The 16463-nt window shown below is 52.0% G+C and carries 14 protein-coding genes; 6 read left to right on the top strand and 8 right to left on the bottom strand.

All coding sequences use genetic code 11. The features are described from left to right. Window positions 1-227: 227 nt before the first annotated feature. The gene (locus UNDKW_RS17865; RefSeq protein WP_162059783.1) at window positions 228-932 is read left to right on the top strand and encodes a GntR family transcriptional regulator; all 705 of its coding nucleotides are present in this window, start codon (window positions 228-230) and stop codon (window positions 930-932) included. A 277-nt stretch (window positions 933-1209) separates the two neighbouring features. Here UNDKW_RS17865 and UNDKW_RS17860 read toward each other — a convergent pair whose 3' ends face one another. The 5 genes from UNDKW_RS17860 to UNDKW_RS17840 form a co-directional block, all read right to left on the bottom strand. Further along, a complete protein-coding gene (locus tag UNDKW_RS17860; RefSeq protein WP_162059782.1) occupies window positions 1210-1689 on the bottom strand; it encodes a hypothetical protein in 480 nt (159 codons plus the stop codon). Window positions 1690-1775: 86 nt separating this feature from the next. Beyond that, entirely contained in the window at window positions 1776-3473 is a 1698-nt protein-coding gene (locus UNDKW_RS17855; protein WP_162059781.1) for a tol-pal system YbgF family protein, read from the bottom strand. 326 nt (window positions 3474-3799) lie between these two features. After that, entirely contained in the window at window positions 3800-4285 is a 486-nt protein-coding gene (locus UNDKW_RS17850; RefSeq protein WP_255431514.1) for a DUF5071 domain-containing protein, read from the bottom strand. 37 nt (window positions 4286-4322) lie between these two features. Further along, complete coding sequence (locus tag UNDKW_RS17845) at window positions 4323-5087, bottom strand: hypothetical protein (protein ID WP_162059779.1); 765 nt, start codon at window positions 5085-5087, stop codon at window positions 4323-4325. A 276-nt stretch (window positions 5088-5363) separates the two neighbouring features. After that, window positions 5364-7346: an alkyl/aryl-sulfatase gene (locus UNDKW_RS17840; RefSeq protein ID WP_162059778.1), complete on the bottom strand. Its 1983-nt coding sequence runs from the start codon at window positions 7344-7346 to the stop codon at window positions 5364-5366. A gap of 181 nt (window positions 7347-7527) precedes the next feature. Between UNDKW_RS17840 and UNDKW_RS17835 the strand changes: the two genes are divergently transcribed. Beyond that, window positions 7528-8439 carry a LysR family transcriptional regulator gene (locus tag UNDKW_RS17835; protein WP_162059777.1) on the top strand — a complete coding sequence of 304 codons (912 nt, stop codon included), beginning with the start codon at window positions 7528-7530 and terminating at the stop codon, window positions 8437-8439. 80 nt (window positions 8440-8519) lie between these two features. Beyond that, window positions 8520-9200, top strand: a complete 681-nt coding sequence (gene pgeF / locus UNDKW_RS17830; RefSeq protein WP_162059776.1) for a peptidoglycan editing factor PgeF — start codon at window positions 8520-8522, stop codon at window positions 9198-9200. A gap of 8 nt (window positions 9201-9208) precedes the next feature. On the opposite strand, the gene UNDKW_RS17825 is transcribed toward pgeF, so the two are convergent. Beyond that, on the bottom strand, window positions 9209-10105 hold the full coding sequence (locus tag UNDKW_RS17825) for a LysR family transcriptional regulator (protein WP_162059775.1): 897 nt from the start codon (window positions 10103-10105) through the stop codon (window positions 9209-9211). Window positions 10106-10198: 93 nt separating this feature from the next. On the opposite strand from UNDKW_RS17825, the gene UNDKW_RS17820 reads away from it, so the two are divergent. The 3 genes from UNDKW_RS17820 to UNDKW_RS17810 all read left to right on the top strand — a co-directional run bounded on the left by UNDKW_RS17820 (window position 10199) and on the right by UNDKW_RS17810 (window position 14029). Continuing rightward, on the top strand, window positions 10199-11167 hold the full coding sequence (locus UNDKW_RS17820; protein ID WP_162059774.1) for a sodium-dependent bicarbonate transport family permease: 969 nt from the start codon (window positions 10199-10201) through the stop codon (window positions 11165-11167). 79 nt (window positions 11168-11246) lie between these two features. Then, entirely contained in the window at window positions 11247-11756 is a 510-nt protein-coding gene (locus UNDKW_RS17815) for a (2Fe-2S)-binding protein (protein ID WP_162059773.1), read from the top strand. Then, a complete protein-coding gene (locus UNDKW_RS17810; RefSeq protein ID WP_162059772.1) occupies window positions 11753-14029 on the top strand; it encodes a molybdopterin cofactor-binding domain-containing protein in 2277 nt (758 codons plus the stop codon). Before UNDKW_RS17815 ends, UNDKW_RS17810 begins: the two co-directional genes overlap by 4 nt. A 161-nt stretch (window positions 14030-14190) precedes the next feature. Here UNDKW_RS17810 and UNDKW_RS17805 read toward each other — a convergent pair whose 3' ends face one another. Continuing rightward, window positions 14191-14838 (bottom strand): polar amino acid ABC transporter permease, encoded by a 648-nt coding sequence (locus UNDKW_RS17805; protein ID WP_162059771.1) that lies wholly within the window; start codon window positions 14836-14838, stop codon window positions 14191-14193. Continuing rightward, window positions 14838-16439, bottom strand: coding sequence for a transporter substrate-binding domain-containing protein (locus UNDKW_RS17800; RefSeq protein ID WP_255431513.1), 1602 nt, complete (start codon window positions 16437-16439; stop codon window positions 14838-14840). Before UNDKW_RS17800 ends, UNDKW_RS17805 begins: the two co-directional genes overlap by 1 nt. Window positions 16440-16463: the final 24 nt, after the last annotated feature.

The raw sequence follows: 16463 nt of genomic DNA, 5'->3' as shown, positions 1-16463 counted from the left end.
TTTTAGTGGACTGTAGCAGTGAAAAGCGAAGTGCCTGCCATGCGCGCGCCGACCAGGGCTGTGTTGCAAATACTCGCGATAGCCCCGCTATCGCTGTGTTTTGCGCCTTGCCCTGGTACGCCGGGCGCATGTCCTTCACTTGCGCTTTCACTGTTACAGTCCACTAGAGGTTACAATTTCGCCTTAGCTCATCATGCAGCACGCTAGCTCTACAGGTAAATAAGAATATGACCGCCACCACCAATCCAGCCCAGGCAGACCAGGCAGACAGCTCAGAAGCCATCGCCCTAGACATCACCACGGCCATCGCCGAGCAAAGGCTGCCGCCCGGCACCAAGCTCAGGGAAGAGGCGCTGGCGCGCATGTATTCCGTCAGCCGCACCAAAATCCGCGCTGCCCTCGTCATGCTGGCCAAGGACAAGCTCATCGACCTCGTGCCAGAAAAAGGCGCCTTCGTCAGCAAGCCCAGCGAGCAGGAAGCCCACGAGATATTTGCTGTCCGCCGCATACTCGAAGCTGCACTGGTACGCGAGTTCATCGCCAAGGCGACAGCAGAAGATTACGCCCGCATAGAACAGCACCTGCTCCAGGAACGCCAGGCCATCAGCGACAACAACGTGCAGGAACGCTCAACCCTGCTCAGCGACTTTCACATCCTGCTCGCCAAGACCGCAGGCAACCAGGTACTGACTGACATCCTCATGAAACTCGCTGGCCGCAGTTCCCTCATCACCATGCTCTACCAGTCCAGCCGCGACGCCAGTTGCTCATCAGACGAACACGTAGAATTCATCAAGGCCGCAAAAGCCGGGGACGTAGAAAAAGCCGTAGAACTGATGTCCCATCATCTGCACCATGTTGAATCGGCGCTGCAATTCAAGGAAGTGGCGAAGAGTGACAAGAAGGATTTTATTTCGGCATTGTTGGCTTAGATGGCTTGAATTTTTCTGCATAACAAACAGAGACCTTTGATAAAAAATGGTTTCTGTTTTTTTAGATGGATCCCAAGCAGGCTGGTCAGTCCTGTAGGTACGATTAGCTTTGCGTAATCGTACGCATGTTGACTCACTCTAGACACTTGGTAGGGAGCACATCACAAATCACGCAGGCATCAAATCTTGAAAGGGCTATGGCTGTTTCAACGATGTACATGCGTACGATTACGTTTCACTAATCGTACCTACACGAGCTAACCGTACCTTGCCTATACTATATCGTTGTTGAAATCCCCAAAGGATGCAAAATCTTTTCAGCAACCCGCAAGTGTTTATCACATTCCAGAGCATTCATATTTAAACCACCGCAAGCTTCCACATAACTGTTGTCATCCAGAAGGTCGGCTGACAATGCATATCGAACTGCCGCATACAGCACCGCATCTGCCTGTCTTAGCTTTCGCGCAGACAGTGCCAGAGCTTGTATAATAAATTGGACGTCAGAGACCATTTCAGAAATGGTGAGAATTGATAAGCAGCCAGCCATGATAGCGTCATCATTGGCAACAAGCATTCGTTGTTGAAGTGCTTTTTCAAATGCTATGAAGTCTGGACTATTCTTTACTGCACTCCAGCTATGTTTACTTTTTTCTTGCTCAATGAATGAGTGAATTTCTGGAAATAGATTTTTTAACTCAATATCTGTACATGCAGGCATTAGTTTTGCAGCAGCTAAGAAACCCAGATTATCCATTAGTAGTCACCATAATAGAGAGTCAAAAACAGAGCTGCGCTGAAGCGCAACTGCTTCTGTTTTTTAGTGGGAGGCCTGTAATATGGTCAGCTTGATGCCACTGGTGCAGCAGGTGGTAATGCTGCCATGAGCTTTTGCATTTTTTCCAGATAAGCACTGGCTTCTGCTGCCACGTCAGCATCAGGGTAACGCTGCAAGATCACATTCACGATGGAAATTGCCTGCGCATATTTGCGGAAATGGTCACCAGACAGGCGGGCAGCCAGCATGTATACGGCGGGGATATCTGCATGCTTGGGGTTCTTCTTGTCAAAACCCTGTATCAGATTCATCGCGCCCTTGAAATCACTGGTCGCAAAAGCACTGCTGGCAACTTGCAGGATATCGTCCGGCTGCACTTCAAAAGCCGGGTCGCGGTTTTTGAGTTCACCTAGCATATGCATGGCTTTTTCATGATAGCCAGCTTTACCCAGCACCAGCATATAGCGCCGCGCCTGTTCGCAGATGCGTTTTTCATCGCCTTTGCGCAATAGCAGCTGATACAGTTTTTCATTCAGGGTCAGGTTGCCGCGCTCATAGCGCATTTCATCTTCCAGTATGCGCAAGGCAGCATCGAGTTCACCTCTCATCAAGAGTGCATCAATACGCTGGATGAACGGGTCAGAAGATGCAGGTGCCGGATTGTCCTTCGCCTTGGACTGCTCCCTGTGCGTATCAAAATCCACTGCCACAGGCAAACCAAGTTGCTGATGGTATTGATACAGCACATAGCCCATCATCGAATAGGTTGCCAGGATCAGGTAAAAATTCAAAAAAGTCATCAGCGGCACGCTCACGAAAGGTGACCAGGTTGCCGGTATCAGATGACGCAAGCCCTCTATGCTCAACAAGACTGCGCCAAAGATTGCCCACACGACGAAATAGGATGCACCCATGCCACGTATGAAGAACAGCGCCGTCGCAGGATTGAGAGCACGCCAGGCATTATCTTCAATCGCCAGCACCATCACTGCAGCGGGTATGGGCAGGGCAAACAGGATCGCAAGCACATAAAACCATTTGGCAAAATGCACATCCGGCGCCATGAATTTATCCATCCTGCTGCGCGGCTGATTGCTGCTTTCTTCCACACTATTGTCTTGCGCGCCGTTTTGCGTACCATAGGTCAGCTCCGCCTCACGCATGGCAATGCGCCGGGCTGCTTCATCACTGCCATCGCTGCTGGCCCTGGGGGCAGCCATATCATACTGACTGAGGGCTTTGGGTTCATCCGGGTCGACGCTGTCGTCATCCTCATCTGTTGGCGCAGGCCTGCGGCCAGGGGTGGCCTCATTGCCGGCTATTGCCGCCAGCGATGCCGCCGCAGGCATTTGCACACTTGCGGCACTGGTTTGGGATTTGGATGAGATCGCAGGCGCATTCGCATCCGGCTTCATGGCATAAGTGCCAACGATGACCATCAAAATAAAATACAGCAAGAACACCAGGTTCTGCTTATAGGGGCGTTTATCTTTATTACCCCAGACAGTAATGTCATCCCATTTTGGGTTCAGTTGTCCCATCGACGCCATTTCCATGACTGCATACGCATAGCGCAAAAAGAACAGCATCAGCAAGCCGCGAAACATGCCAAAGGCAAACACCGACACGACACTCAGGGCCGACAAGCCCGCAATCATGATCAGCGGTGCAGGCTTGAAAGGAAACAGCAAAAAAGCAGGCAGGCGCTGCAAAAATGGCGTGATATCGTCTTGGTAAATCTTGATCTGGGGTTCTGCGGACATGGTTTGAATTGTTGTTGTGCACTGTAAAAGCGCTATATAGGGGGCGGGCAACCCGGCAATATAAACGTAGATAGGCTTGTGTGCAAGGCTGTTGCTGGAGTGAATGATTTGGCAGGGAAAGATTAGTTGCTGCGGGTAAATTAATTGCCATGCTTAGTTGCATGCATTACTGCTGCCATCAAGCTATTAGGAATCAGTAGTTTATAGAGGGATATGCTACGCGAAGGGGAGCGTGACTTACTGGCTTGGGCATGTTTAGGTGGTTGCAACTAATATGAGCTAATGTGAAATGCAACTTGGGTACGACTGCGTTTTACTCATCATACTTATACTTGCTGTTCTCGCGATGCCTCGGCTTTAAGTGCTTTGAGTTCAAGCAAGAATTCTTCACATGCCCGGATATTATTGTCGAGCATCCAGTTCAAGGTTTTTTGATCCCATATTCCGACAGATGCCCCAATACGTATCGCAGTGACACCACTTTCAGACATGCCCGTCATCGCCAGTTGATTGAGTTCCGCCTTGAGTGCATGGATATGTTCCGGCGCTAATTGTGCGACGACGTAATCCAGGACAAATTCTATCCATGGCTGATCGTTAGAGCGCAATATTTTCTTGATGTGGGGAATGAGTGGGTCTCCAACCGTGACAAGAAAATCTGCAATCAGTCTAGCAATTGGGTAATTGATATCCTGAAGCCAGATAAACAGGCCTTCGAGTATGGGCACTGCGGCTACGGGCCCTGCAGCAGTCACGGCGCTTACTCTTGCGTGATCGTGCTTGTTTCTTGGGCATATATTTTCGGATGACACGGCAAAATATTTTTTAAAGTAATCGCATCTATGTGAACTAACGGCTAATTTTCATATTTTTTTGCAACTCTTTAAAAAATATATCAACCTTATCGAATTGGTTGTTCATCATAGCCAAGTATGTAGATTCATTTGGCAGCCCACAATCTATTTCTTTTCTTGCTGAAATATTGAATTGCCAAAGCGTTCTCATAAAGGGCCTAGCATGCGCCTGTATTTCTTGTAGCCTTATTATCCTAGCTTCATTACTGTTCTCCACTGGTGGAAGCATCGCGATGGCATATCGTGCCCTTGTCCACGCGTGATTTGAATCAAGCATAGCCTCGATAGTTTCTTGGCTAGATACGATTTGCATTCTAAAAAATGCACTTTCAACCTCTTGCATCATAACTTGCCTATCTTCTTCAGTAACCGAAGGGGCTGCATAAGTCGTTAAAATTTTAAATTGGAAAAATGATGCTTCTGCTACTTCTAAGAAAATTTCTTTTTTTAATGTAAGGCTAGCATCTTTTCTGTGTCGCATTTCGGCACTTAAATTTTGTTGCCGAACACCATATAGCGCTAGAAATCCCACGCAAATAGCGCCGCCTAATGTCAGTATAGCTTTTGCAATTTCATCGCTAATAAGGAATGTATAGCCTAAATTATCGGCAACTTTTTGAGTGAAAAAAAGTATATTTGCTAAACATAAAGTAAACAAAGAGAGAGTTAAAGACGCCGCTATCACAATTAATATGATGATACCAATCCATAAACCTGATTTTTGAATGATCACACCGGTTTTTGAGCCAAATACATTCATAGGTTTTTCTCGTTTTGTTTTGGGGAAAGATAGAGTTTGCTAATTACATCATGATTAAAAATATTAATTTGGTTTTATTATAAGAAATGAGATTAGTGTGTCCAAATTAATACAAAAACAGCACGGCTCCAACGTTTTTAATCTTGTCTCGATTCGAGCTACTAAGAGCGAAATAATGAGACTTTTGAATGTTATCGGAAGTACAGATGTGTTCAAATTAAATGTAGTAATTTCAAAAAAATGTCTGCAAGTCAGTTTCGTGAAATTGTGATTGGCCTACTTCGTCACAATCCCAAACGTCCCCGGCGCCTTGTCGATGAGACCAAAAAATCGCACCAGATCTATCTTGCTCCCATCCACCTTCAAGTCATCACTGAACAAGGTATCTTTGATGCCCGCCGTCCCGGCCATCATCTTGATGAAGATGGGCTTCGTCAGCGTCAGCGTGGCATTCGCATCTTTTACCGGTTCTGCTTTTTTGTGATGCAGTACCGCGTTTTCTATCCATAGTACGTAAGACTCCTTGGTGTCGGTCAGTACCAGGTTGAGCTTGTAGTCTTTGCCTTCGGCGTCGGGGCCGTTGAGGCCGGCGGCCATGGCTTCGAGGAAGCGTTCTATCGGGGTTTGGCTGAGCATGTCTATCATGGCAGCGCGGTTCACGCCTTTGGCGGGTGGGCCGTTGCGTAGTTCATTGGCGGCGGTCAGGTAGCTGTTGCGCCAGGTGGATGCTTCTGCTGCGTAGCCCATTTGTTCGTAGGTGCGTGCCAGGAGTTCTTTGGCGGTTTTGTTTTTGCTGTCGGCAAAGACGACGTGGTTTAGCAGCTCGGCTGTCCAGCGGTATTCTCCCTTGTCAAAAGATGCTTGCGCAGCGGCGATGGCCTTGTCTGCGCCGCCCAGCAACTCTACATAGTGTTTGGCAGATTCCTGCGGTGGCAGGCGGTTCAGGTTGGCGGGGTTGCCATCATACGCGCCTATGTAGAACTGATAGACGGCTTTGACATTGTGGCGCAGATCGCCGTAGTAGCCGCGTGCGCCGAAATAGTTTTCCAGTGATTTGGGCAGCTTGATTTTGTCGGCGATTTCGTAAGGCGTGTAACCGGCATTAATGAGGCGCACGGTCTGGTCATGAGTGTATTTGTAAACATCGCGCTGCTTGGTAATGAATTCTGCAATGCGTGGCTTGCCCCAGATGGGCCAGTTGTGCTGACCAAAATAAACATCGGCATCGGCACTTTGTGCGAGGGCCTGTTCGAGGTAGCTGCTCCAGCGTTGTGCATCGCGTGCCTTGGCACCGCGCACGGGCAAGAGATTGTGCATGGTTTGCGCGAGTATTTCGGCACCGGCATAGGCTTTTTTATCGGGGATGCTGAAGGTCAGTTCTGATGGTGCTTCTGCACCTGGCACGTTGTGGAAGACAAAGTTCACGCCGTCCAGTGTCAGCTCCTGCGTTTCTTTGGTGATGAGCTGGTTAGGTGCTAGCACGCCTATGCTGCCATAGGCGACGCCTTTGCCCAGGCCGGTATCGACCAGGCCCTTGGGTGAGCGCTCCAGGTCTTTGCCAAACTGGTAGCCAGAGCGCCTGGCCATGGCGGTGCCGACGAGGATGTTTTCGCTGGTGGCTTCTTCCATGAAGCCGTCGGGCGCGATGACGGGGATGTTTTTGCTTTTGACTTCTTCTGGCGTGATGACGCCAAGTGCGCCACCAAAATGGTCAGCATGGCTATGGGTGAATACGATGGCGGTCACTGACTTATCACCCAGGTGTTTGCGGGCAAAGGCGAGGGCGGCGCTGGCACTTTCTTTTGATGTGAGTGGGTCAACGATGATCCAGCCTGTCTTGCCTACTATGATGCTCATATTGGCGATGTCAAAGCCGCGCAACTGGTAAATGCCATCAGTAACTTTGAACAGGCCGATTTGGGCATTGAGTTTTGCATGCCGCCACAGGCTGGGGTTGACGGTGGAGGGGGCTGCGCCATCAATGAATTTCCAGGCATCGAAATCGATGAGCACTTCACCTGCTGGGCTGAGGATTTTGCCTTCTGGTTTGGCGATCAAGCCGCGCTTGGCATCTTCAAAGTCTTGCTGGTCGTCCAGCGCCAGGTCTTGCGCCATGTCGGCATTGGCTTTGACGGTAGTGGCCGTGGCGTCACCCATGGGGGTGTTGCTGGCCTTTTGTCCGCAGGCGCTGAGGATGAGGCTGCCAGCGAGGCCGCTAATGAGCAGGGCGGCGAGAGGTGTTAACTTCAAATGATGCATGACAGTCTCCATTATTTATTTTATGGAAGAGCGTAGGGCAGCGAATTGTAGTTGTCCAATGCATTCTTAAGCTAAAATCAATGCGCTGCATGCATGAGCGTATTGAAATGACAATACTCAAGAACTGCGCGCATTGCTGATCTTTTATGCTGTTTTCTTCAGGTAAGGGCTATGGAACATAATGGAACTTAAGCGACTCAAACATGTAGTTGCCCTGGCAGATGAAAAGAATTTTGCCCGCGCTGCCGAGCGCGTGCATCTGTCGCAGTCTGCCCTTAGCCGTAGCATACAGGCGGCAGAGGCTGAGTTGCAGGTGCAATTGTTTGACCGTGGCACGACCGAGGTGTTGCCCACTCCGGCAGGCAGCTTTTTTATAGACCGGGCGCGCAAGCTGGTGTTTGACAGCAATTGTCTGCAAAGAGATATTGAGCTATACCGCAGCAAGCAGATAGGCGAGCTGGCGATAGGCGTGGGGCCATTTCCGGCGGCGACCTTGCTGCCCATGCTGATGCCAGAATTGCGGCAGAATTTTGCCAGCGTCAGCTTGCGGGTAGAAGTCAATAACTGGGAATACCTGGCCCAGCATCTGCGGGCTGAAGAGCTGGATTTTTTTGTGGCAGACACGCGTGACCTGCCGCCGGACCAGGACCTGGACATTGATTTGCTGGCGCGCCAGAGTGGTGGTTTTTTTGTGCGTGCCGGGCATCCGTTATTGAACAAGGCAGGGAGGCTGCCTGCGGATATTCTCGATTATGGTCTGGCATCTGTGCGCTTGCCGCAGGCGATACGCAAGGCGCTGGCGCAATTGCTGGGTTTGCCAGCGGGCGCCGCCTTGCCGATTGCGCTTGAATGTGACGATGTGCTGACATTGAAGCGTGCTGCCCTGGAGTCTGACACCATACTGGCTGCCATTAATGCTGCGGTAGCAGATGAAATACAGCGTGGCTTGATGTTACCGCTGCTGATTGCGGGTATCCCGAATATGCATTCCGAGGTGGGCATCGTGTCGCTGCGGGGCCGCAGCCATTCGCCGGTGGCGCAGTTTGTCATAGGCAGGTTCAAGGAATTAGCTGAATTGCATGCGCGCCAATAATATTCCCGCCTTTATATGCCGGGCGCTAAAGTCCAAAACTCGCTAAAATCTTGCTTTCACTCAATTCACCGGAGCCAGCCTTGCATCGCAGTCACCACCACAGCGCCATTCTCTCCAGCATACCCGGCATACAATATGGCTTTGGTAATGCCAGGGACTTTGTGCCAGCCAGCCTCAGCGGGCACTGGGATACCGTGCCCAACAAGCTGCAGGTACATGGTATCCGCGTGGTGGAAGTGACAGAGCAATCCCAGCAGTGCGGTGATGCCGATGCTTTTTTCACGCGCCTGCCGGGCATACCAGTCACCGTGATCACTGCTGATTGCGTACCTGTCTTGCTGGCCAGACGTGATGGCAAGATGATAGCCGCTGCCCATGCTGGCTGGCGTGGCATCGTCGGTGGTGTGGTTCAAACCTTGTGGCAGGAGCTGGCCGCACAGGGCGAGCAACCGCAAGACTGGGTGGCGGCCATAGGCGCGCATATAGGCCCATGCTGTTTTGAAGTCAGTGAAGAGCTGGCGGCGGATTTTGTACGGCAATTCCCTGACCTGGATGCAACAGCCATCAACCCGCGTTACCGCCATGTAGATTTGAATGTACTTGCCAGGCGAGCCTTGCAGAAAATCGGTATCAGCGAGATAGACCATGACGTGCCTTGCACCATGTGCAGCAGGACAGCAGAAGGCAAGTATGTTTATCGCAGTTATCGTCGTGGTGACCGTAATTCTTTTCAACATTCAGGGCTGGTGATTTTGCCTTGATCTAATTTCTAGACCTTGTCTTGTGCGTGCTGGCTCAGGTAGCCAAGAAAATTGCTGGCAATGGGGGACAGGCGTTTGCCTTGCAGGTGAACGATATACCAGTTAGACATGATGGGAAAATCCTGGACGTCCAGAACGCTCAGGTTTTGATCTGTCAAATGATCACCCAGCGCATGGCGTGACAGGATGGTCAGCCCCATGTCGGCAGCAACTGCTTGTTTGATCGCCTCGTTGCTGCCGAGTTCCAGTCTTACCACGGGTGCGATCTTATTCTCACTAAAGTAGTGTTCACACGCCAGCCTGGTGCCAGAGCCCCGCTCACGCAGGATAAAGCGCTCATTTAATAACTGGGCAAATTGCAGCCGTTTTTTTCCCGCCAGAGGATGCTGCAAGGGTGCAACCACGACCAGTGGATTTGGCAAGAATACTTGTTTGACGACGTCGATGTCCTTAGGGGGTGTGGACATGATGTAGATATCGTCCAAATTGTTTCTCAGGCGCTCGACGACGCCGTCACGGTTTTGCACTTCGAGCGCAATATCAATTTCCGGGAATTCCCTGCAAAAATCGCCCAGCATGCGCGGGATAAAGTATTTCGCGGTGCTGACCACGGCCACGCGCAGGCTGCCCTCGGTCAAACCTTTCATGGCTGCGATTTGCTGTTCAAAGCTGCCCCATTCATGCGCCAGGCTGCGGGCGGTACTCGCCAACTCTTCGCCTGCCTTGGTCAGGTAGAGTTTTTTGCCTATCACTTCATAAAGGGGCATACCGATGGTGTCTGTCATTTCTTTCAGTTGCATGGACACCGTGGGTTGTGTCACGTGACAGGCGCGTGCAACAGCACTAATGCTGCGCAGCTCTGCCAGGCGTATGAAAATCTGCAATTGTCTAAAGGTGATGTTCATAGGTTTTTATCTATGATTGTACTTAAAAAAATTGATTTTACCTTATGATGGCCTGCGCTTACCATGCCTGCCAACGATATTCTTAAGGCAGATATGCAGAGCTTACTTGACCCCGCCATCCTCTTTTTTATCTTTGGCATCCTGGCTGGATTGATGAAATCAAATCTGGAGATTCCCTCGCAGATTGCCAAATTCCTCTCCTTGTATTTACTCATGGCCCTGGGGTTGAAGGGCGGTTTTGCGCTGGCGCATTCTGGCCTCAACCTGCAACTGGTAACCAGCCTGGGCTGCGCGGTTGCATTGGCGCTAATTGTTCCCGCATTGTCTTATCTGGCCTTGAAGCGAATTTTGCCAGCCCTTGATGCCGTTGCTGTCGCTGCGACTTACGGTTCTGTCAGCGCGGTCACGTTTATTACGGCGGTGCAGTACATGGATACTCATGCTTTGCATTATGGTGGTCACATGGCGGCCGCGATGGCGCTGATGGAGTCGCCAGCGATACTGTTCGCCGTGATCGTGGCAAATACAGTGCGCAAGCGCCATGCGAATGCTGGTGAGCCCGGTGGTGTGCCTACACTGGGCAAGATACTGCACGAGTCTTTGACGGACGGTGCGCAGTTGCTGTTGTTGGGGGCCATGCTGGTGGGCATACTTTCCGGTGAAGCGGGCAAGGCATCGATGCAGCCATTTTCTGGCGACTTGTTCAAAGGTATGCTTGCGTTTTTTCTGCTTGATATGGGTTTAAAGGCTGCACGCAACCTGGGACAATTGCGTGGAAAGTCTCCCTTGCTGATTGCCTATTCCTTGCTGGCGCCGCTGGCCCACGCTGGAATTGCATTGGTTCTGGCTGCCTTGTTCAGCTTGCCTGCCGGGGACGCCGCGCTGTTGATGGTCCTTGCTGCCAGTGCCTCCTATATTGCAGTACCGGCGGTTTTGCGCTTTGCTATTCCTGAAGCTTCACCAGCACTGTATTTGGGCATGTCACTGGGTATGACCTTCCCATTCAATATCTTGCTCGGTATCCCTTTGTACATGACAGTCGCTCATCGTGTATTGATTTGAAACTGCCTCACCTGATTTGCCTAAAAAGCATACAATCTTGCATGCCTGATTGGACTTGTTCAACTTTAGCGGACTCAGCATGAGCAAACATACCCTGAATATTAATGGCCAGTTGCAGGCCGTAGATGTCGCCCCCGATACCCCCTTATTATGGGCGCTGCGCGACAGCCTGAACCTGGTTGGCACCAAATATGGATGCGGTGTGGGGCAGTGCGGCGCCTGTACCGTGCATATCAATGGCTCACCCACTCGATCCTGCATGGTGCCGGTATCTTCGCTAGGTAAACAAAAAATCACCACCATAGAAGGCCTGGACGCCAAGACCACGCACCCGCTGCAAGCCGCCTGGCAAGAGCTGGACGTGCCGCAATGCGGCTATTGCCAGGCTGGCCAGATCATGTCGGCTGCCGCCTTGCTCAAAGACAAGCCCCATCCTACTGATGCTGATATCGATGCTGCCATGGGCGGTAACCTGTGTCGCTGTGCGACCTATATACGCATACGGGCAGGCATACATAGAGCGGCTGAGCTCGCTGATGGCAATAGCGGCAAGAGCGGCAATAGTGGCAAGAAGAAGGTGGCGAAATGAATAAACCTGCAAATATTTCTGTTGAGGCAAAAGTCAGCTATCCGGCACGCCGTGACTTTTTACGCATGTCAGCATTCACAGGCGGTGGCCTGGTACTGGCCTACCTGGGTGCTGGCGACAGTGCACTGGCGCAGATCAGCAAGCCTGCTGCACTGCCGTCATCAACTGACTTTGTGCCGCATGCCCTGATACGCATAGGCAGTGACGGCACGGTGACCCTGGTATCCAAACAGCCAGAGATAGGCCAGGGCATCAAAACTTCGCTGCCCATGGTGATAGCCGAAGAGCTGGAAGTGAACTGGAAAGATGTGCGCATCATCCAGGGTGATCTTAATCCTGCTTACGGTAGCCAGGGTGCCGGTGGCTCAACTTCCACACCGACGAATTACAATGAATTCCACAGGCTGGGTGCCACTGCGCGCACTATGCTCGTCAGTGCTGCTGCACAGACCTGGAATGTGCCAACGTCTGAATGTCATGCGGCTGACAGTGCCGTGCATCATGCGGCCAGCAATCGCAAACTGACGTATGCGGCACTGGCTGCCAAGGCCGCTAGCCTGCCTGTGCCAGATGCCAAGGATGTCAAACTCAAAGACCCGGCGCAATTCAAGCTACTGGGCACGCGCATAGGCGGGGTTGATAATGCCGCCATTGTCACCGGCAAGCCGCTGTTTGGCATAGATGTGAAATTACCCGGCATGCTGTATGCCGTGTATGAAAAATGCCCGGTATTTGGTGGCAAGGTCGTCAGCGCCAATCTCGACCACATCAAGAAGCAGCCTGGCATCAAGGATGCCTTTGTCATTGAGGGTACGGACAATCTGCGTGGTCTCATGCCCGGCGTGGCGATAATTGCCGAAACCACCTGGGCAGCCTTCAGCGCCCGCAAGCTGCTGGAAGTGAAATGGGATGAGGGCAAGGGCGCGGCCGAGAGCTGGTCTGGCTTTGCCGAGCAAGCCAAAAAACTCTCTGGCCAGCCGGGCACTGTCACTTTGCGCAAGGATGGTGATGTTACTGCCGCCTTGGGTAAAGCCACCAAGACGGTCGAAGCTGCCTATTCCTACGCCTTTATCTCGCATGCGAGCATGGAGCCACAAAATTGCACGGCAGCCTACAATGCAAAAGACAGTAGCCTGGAAATCTGGGCACCAACCCAGTTGCCTGAGTCTGGCCAGAATCTGGTGGCTGAAGTTCTGGCCATGCCCAAGGAAAAAATCAAGCTGCACATTACCCGCAGCGGTGGTGGCTTTGGCCGCCGCCTGAGTTCTGATTTTATCGTCGAAGCTGCCGCGATTGCCAAACGCGTCAATGCACCAGTCAAACTGACCTGGTCACGCGAAGACGATATGCGGCATGATCATTTCCGTGCAGGTGGTTTTCACTTCTTGCGTGGTGCAGTGGATGACAAGGGCAAGCTCACTGCCTGGCATAACCACTTTGTGAGTTTTGGCAACAAGCTCATGCGGGACGGCAAGCCGCAATTGCAGGCGGGCAGCGGTGCCGGTTTGTCAGGAGATGAATTTCCTGGCCGCTGGCTCGACAATTGTCTGCTCGAACAGACGCTGATGGAATGCAATATCCCCATGGGCCCCTGGCGCGCACCGGGCAGCAATGTGTTTGCCTGGGTCTTTCATAGTTTTATTGATGAGCTGGCGCATGCAGCAGGGCGTGACCCTGTGCAGTTCCGCCTCGATATCCTCGGTGATAAAGAAATCGTGCCAGGTACAGGTGAGCGCGGCCAGCCCTACCATGTGGGCCGCATGAAGCGTGTTTTGCAGGAAGTGGCATCCAGGGCAGACTGGGGTAAAAAGAAATTTCCGCGCGGCCAGGGGCAGGGCATCGCCTTCCATTTCAGTCATCGCGGCTATATTGCCGAGGTGGCTGAGGTTACCGTCAGCAAGCAGGGTGAGCTCAAGGTCGATAGGGTGGTGGTGGTGACCGATATCGGTTCGCAAATTGTCAATCTTAGCGGTGCCGAGCATCAGGTACAGGGCTCAGTGCTGGATGGTATCAGTACCCTGATGTACCCTGAGCTCGATATCCAACGTGGCCGTGTCATGCAGGGTAATTTCAACGAATACCCGCTGCTGCGCATCAAGGACAGTTATACCAAGATTGAAGCACATTTCCTGAAGACAGATTTTCCCGTGACGGGTCTGGGTGAGCCAGCCTTCCCGCCACTGGCACCGGCGGTGTGTAATGCGATTTTTGCAGCGACGGGCAAGCGCGTCAGGCAGTTGCCCTTGACGCACACGGATTTGAGTTGGAGTTGATGAGGCGTTTGTTAGACGCGCAATGCATGTTTCTCGTAGGTTGGGCTACGGGTTATCAGCCCAACACTGGGCCTTAACAAACGTATACCTTATTTAAAAGCCGAGTGTTTGGCTGGTGAACCGTAGCCCAACCTACGTCGCTTGCCCGGCCTACGCCTACCTCAACTCTCCATCCCATACCGCAACTTCAACTGCCTCGAAATCCGCTTCATCAACAAAGTCAGCGGATAGCAAAAACAAAAAAAGAATAAACAGGCATACAGATAAATCGGCAGCATCAAAGCCGTATTGCCTGTCGCATTAATGACGGTATTGCAGCGGCTGACCAGTTCGCTGACACCGATGATGGATGCCGTGCTCGATGCCATGACGATGATGAGGGCATAGCTGGTCCAGCTGGGGATGAACAGGAAGGCGGCATGGTGGTTGCCCTTCTTCCATTCATCCATGGCGATGGTCAGGTTATCGCTGGTGAAACCAATGACGGCAATCGCCAGTGCCAGTGCGGCCTTGATCCATACCGGGAAGCTGATGATGGTCTTGAAATAAGGCAGCAGGATTTCAGACGGCAGCATGAAGGCCAGATAAAACTGGAACACGATAGTCGGTATGCTGCGTGAAAATTCGGTTGCCACCAGGCTGGCTTTGACGCGGCGTGGATGAGTGGACAGGCGCAAGGTTGCCAGCAGCCAGCCTATGCCCGTACCTATGATCATGGCGACGATGGATATCCAGATATTCATGGCAAAGCCGCCAAGCAAGAATGGTGTCCAGGTCAGCAGGTGCTGGAAGATTTCTGTGCCATCCATCATGCGACCCTCGCCAGGATTTTTTGTTCCAGCTGGCGTATGACACGCACGACGGCAAAGATAATCAGCAAGAAGGTCAATAGCAGGGCATTCATCATGACGCCGACATTGCCGCGTTCATTGATGATGGAAGTAGTGGCTGACAATAGTTCTGGCACCGCGACGGCAGAAGCCATCATGGTGGCTTTGGAGACGTTGATCAGCGAAGCCGTGACCGAGCCGCTGGCCAGCCTGGCGATTTGCGAGGTGTTGGCAAATCGCAGGCGGAATTCGCCGTGCTGCAAGCGGTAGGCGGTAGCAGCATCCAGCAAGGCTGTCATGACACCTGCACCGGTATATACGCTGAGGCAAAACACCACCACGCCAAAGGCTGGCAGTGCTATACCTACAGATTCACTGAGGATTGCACCAATACCAAACAGCAGCAGATACATGCACAGCAGCGGCGGTGTCATGCGGCCTGTCGTGCCCAGCAGCCGTGCCGTGACTGATAATAGCGATATTCTGGATTCGGCAAATACTGCACCCGCCCAGCCCAGCAAGAGGCTGCAAGTGATGCACAAAACCGTTAGCACCAGCGTAACCACCAAGCCATAAAAGAACTGGCTGCGGTCAAAGCTGTCATACACCAGGGTCAGGTTGATGCCCGTGGTTTCATTGAGCCACAGACCAAGTTGCGCCAGACCACCTACATCTGTTGATGTCAGGAATACCTGGTTACGACATTCCGCGCGCCAGCTACCTTCTGGCATGCGGTGGCAAAAGGGTGTCTTGTCGCCTTCCTCTTTTTGCCACAGTGCGTGGGTATCCGCCAGGAATTTTGATGGCGCTATACCCCAGGCTTTTTCCCGCTCTTGCAAAAAGCCGCTGCGGTGCCAGTCGGCGACGATATCGCCGAGCATTTTTTCAAACTCCGTGCCTTTTTCGTTCTTGCTGATAGCCATGGCCCAGGGCGTATTCAGAGTAGGTGGCAGGGGGGCTTTATAGCCTTTCCATTCGGGGTTGGCGAGATCATTGATGACTGCTGTATTGTCGAACAGATAGCCTATGCAGCGCCCATCCTTGACGGCCAGTTTGGCATCTCTGGCATTGTTATACATCTGCAATTCCATCAGATAGCGCTGCTGCATGACGCGGTTGAAATAAGAGCCTTGCGTTGCACATACCGGATGACCGCGGGTATCTGCCCAGTCCTTGATGTTAGCTGTTGGTGGCATGAACAGGGTGACACCAGACGCATAGTAATTAGGCTCTATCATGGTCACGATCTGGCGGCGTTCTTCCGTGTCTCCCGTAGTGGCGATGACCAGGTCGATCACGCCTTCCTGCAATTTTTGCAGGCGGTTGCTGCCGGTGACGCTGACCTTGCGTAATTGCACGCCAAGGCGTTTGGCGATGTCGGCTGCCAGATCATGCTCGAAACCTTCGGGCACGCCATTGGCGTCCAGCATGCCAAAGGGGGGTAATCGGTTTTGACGCCGACGACGATTGCGCCACGTTCGTGTATCAATGTCAGTCTTTCGCTTGCAGCCGGGGACTTTGCTGCTTGTGCCTGTACTGCTGACATGAAAAACACCATCAACAAAAGTACCAGGCCGCAATATGATTTTATTTTTCTTTTGTAT

The organism is Undibacterium sp. KW1 (assembly GCF_009937955.1).
Classification (GTDB): domain Bacteria; phylum Pseudomonadota; class Gammaproteobacteria; order Burkholderiales; family Burkholderiaceae_D; genus Undibacterium.
This window is presented reverse-complemented; position numbering and strand designations above follow the sequence as displayed.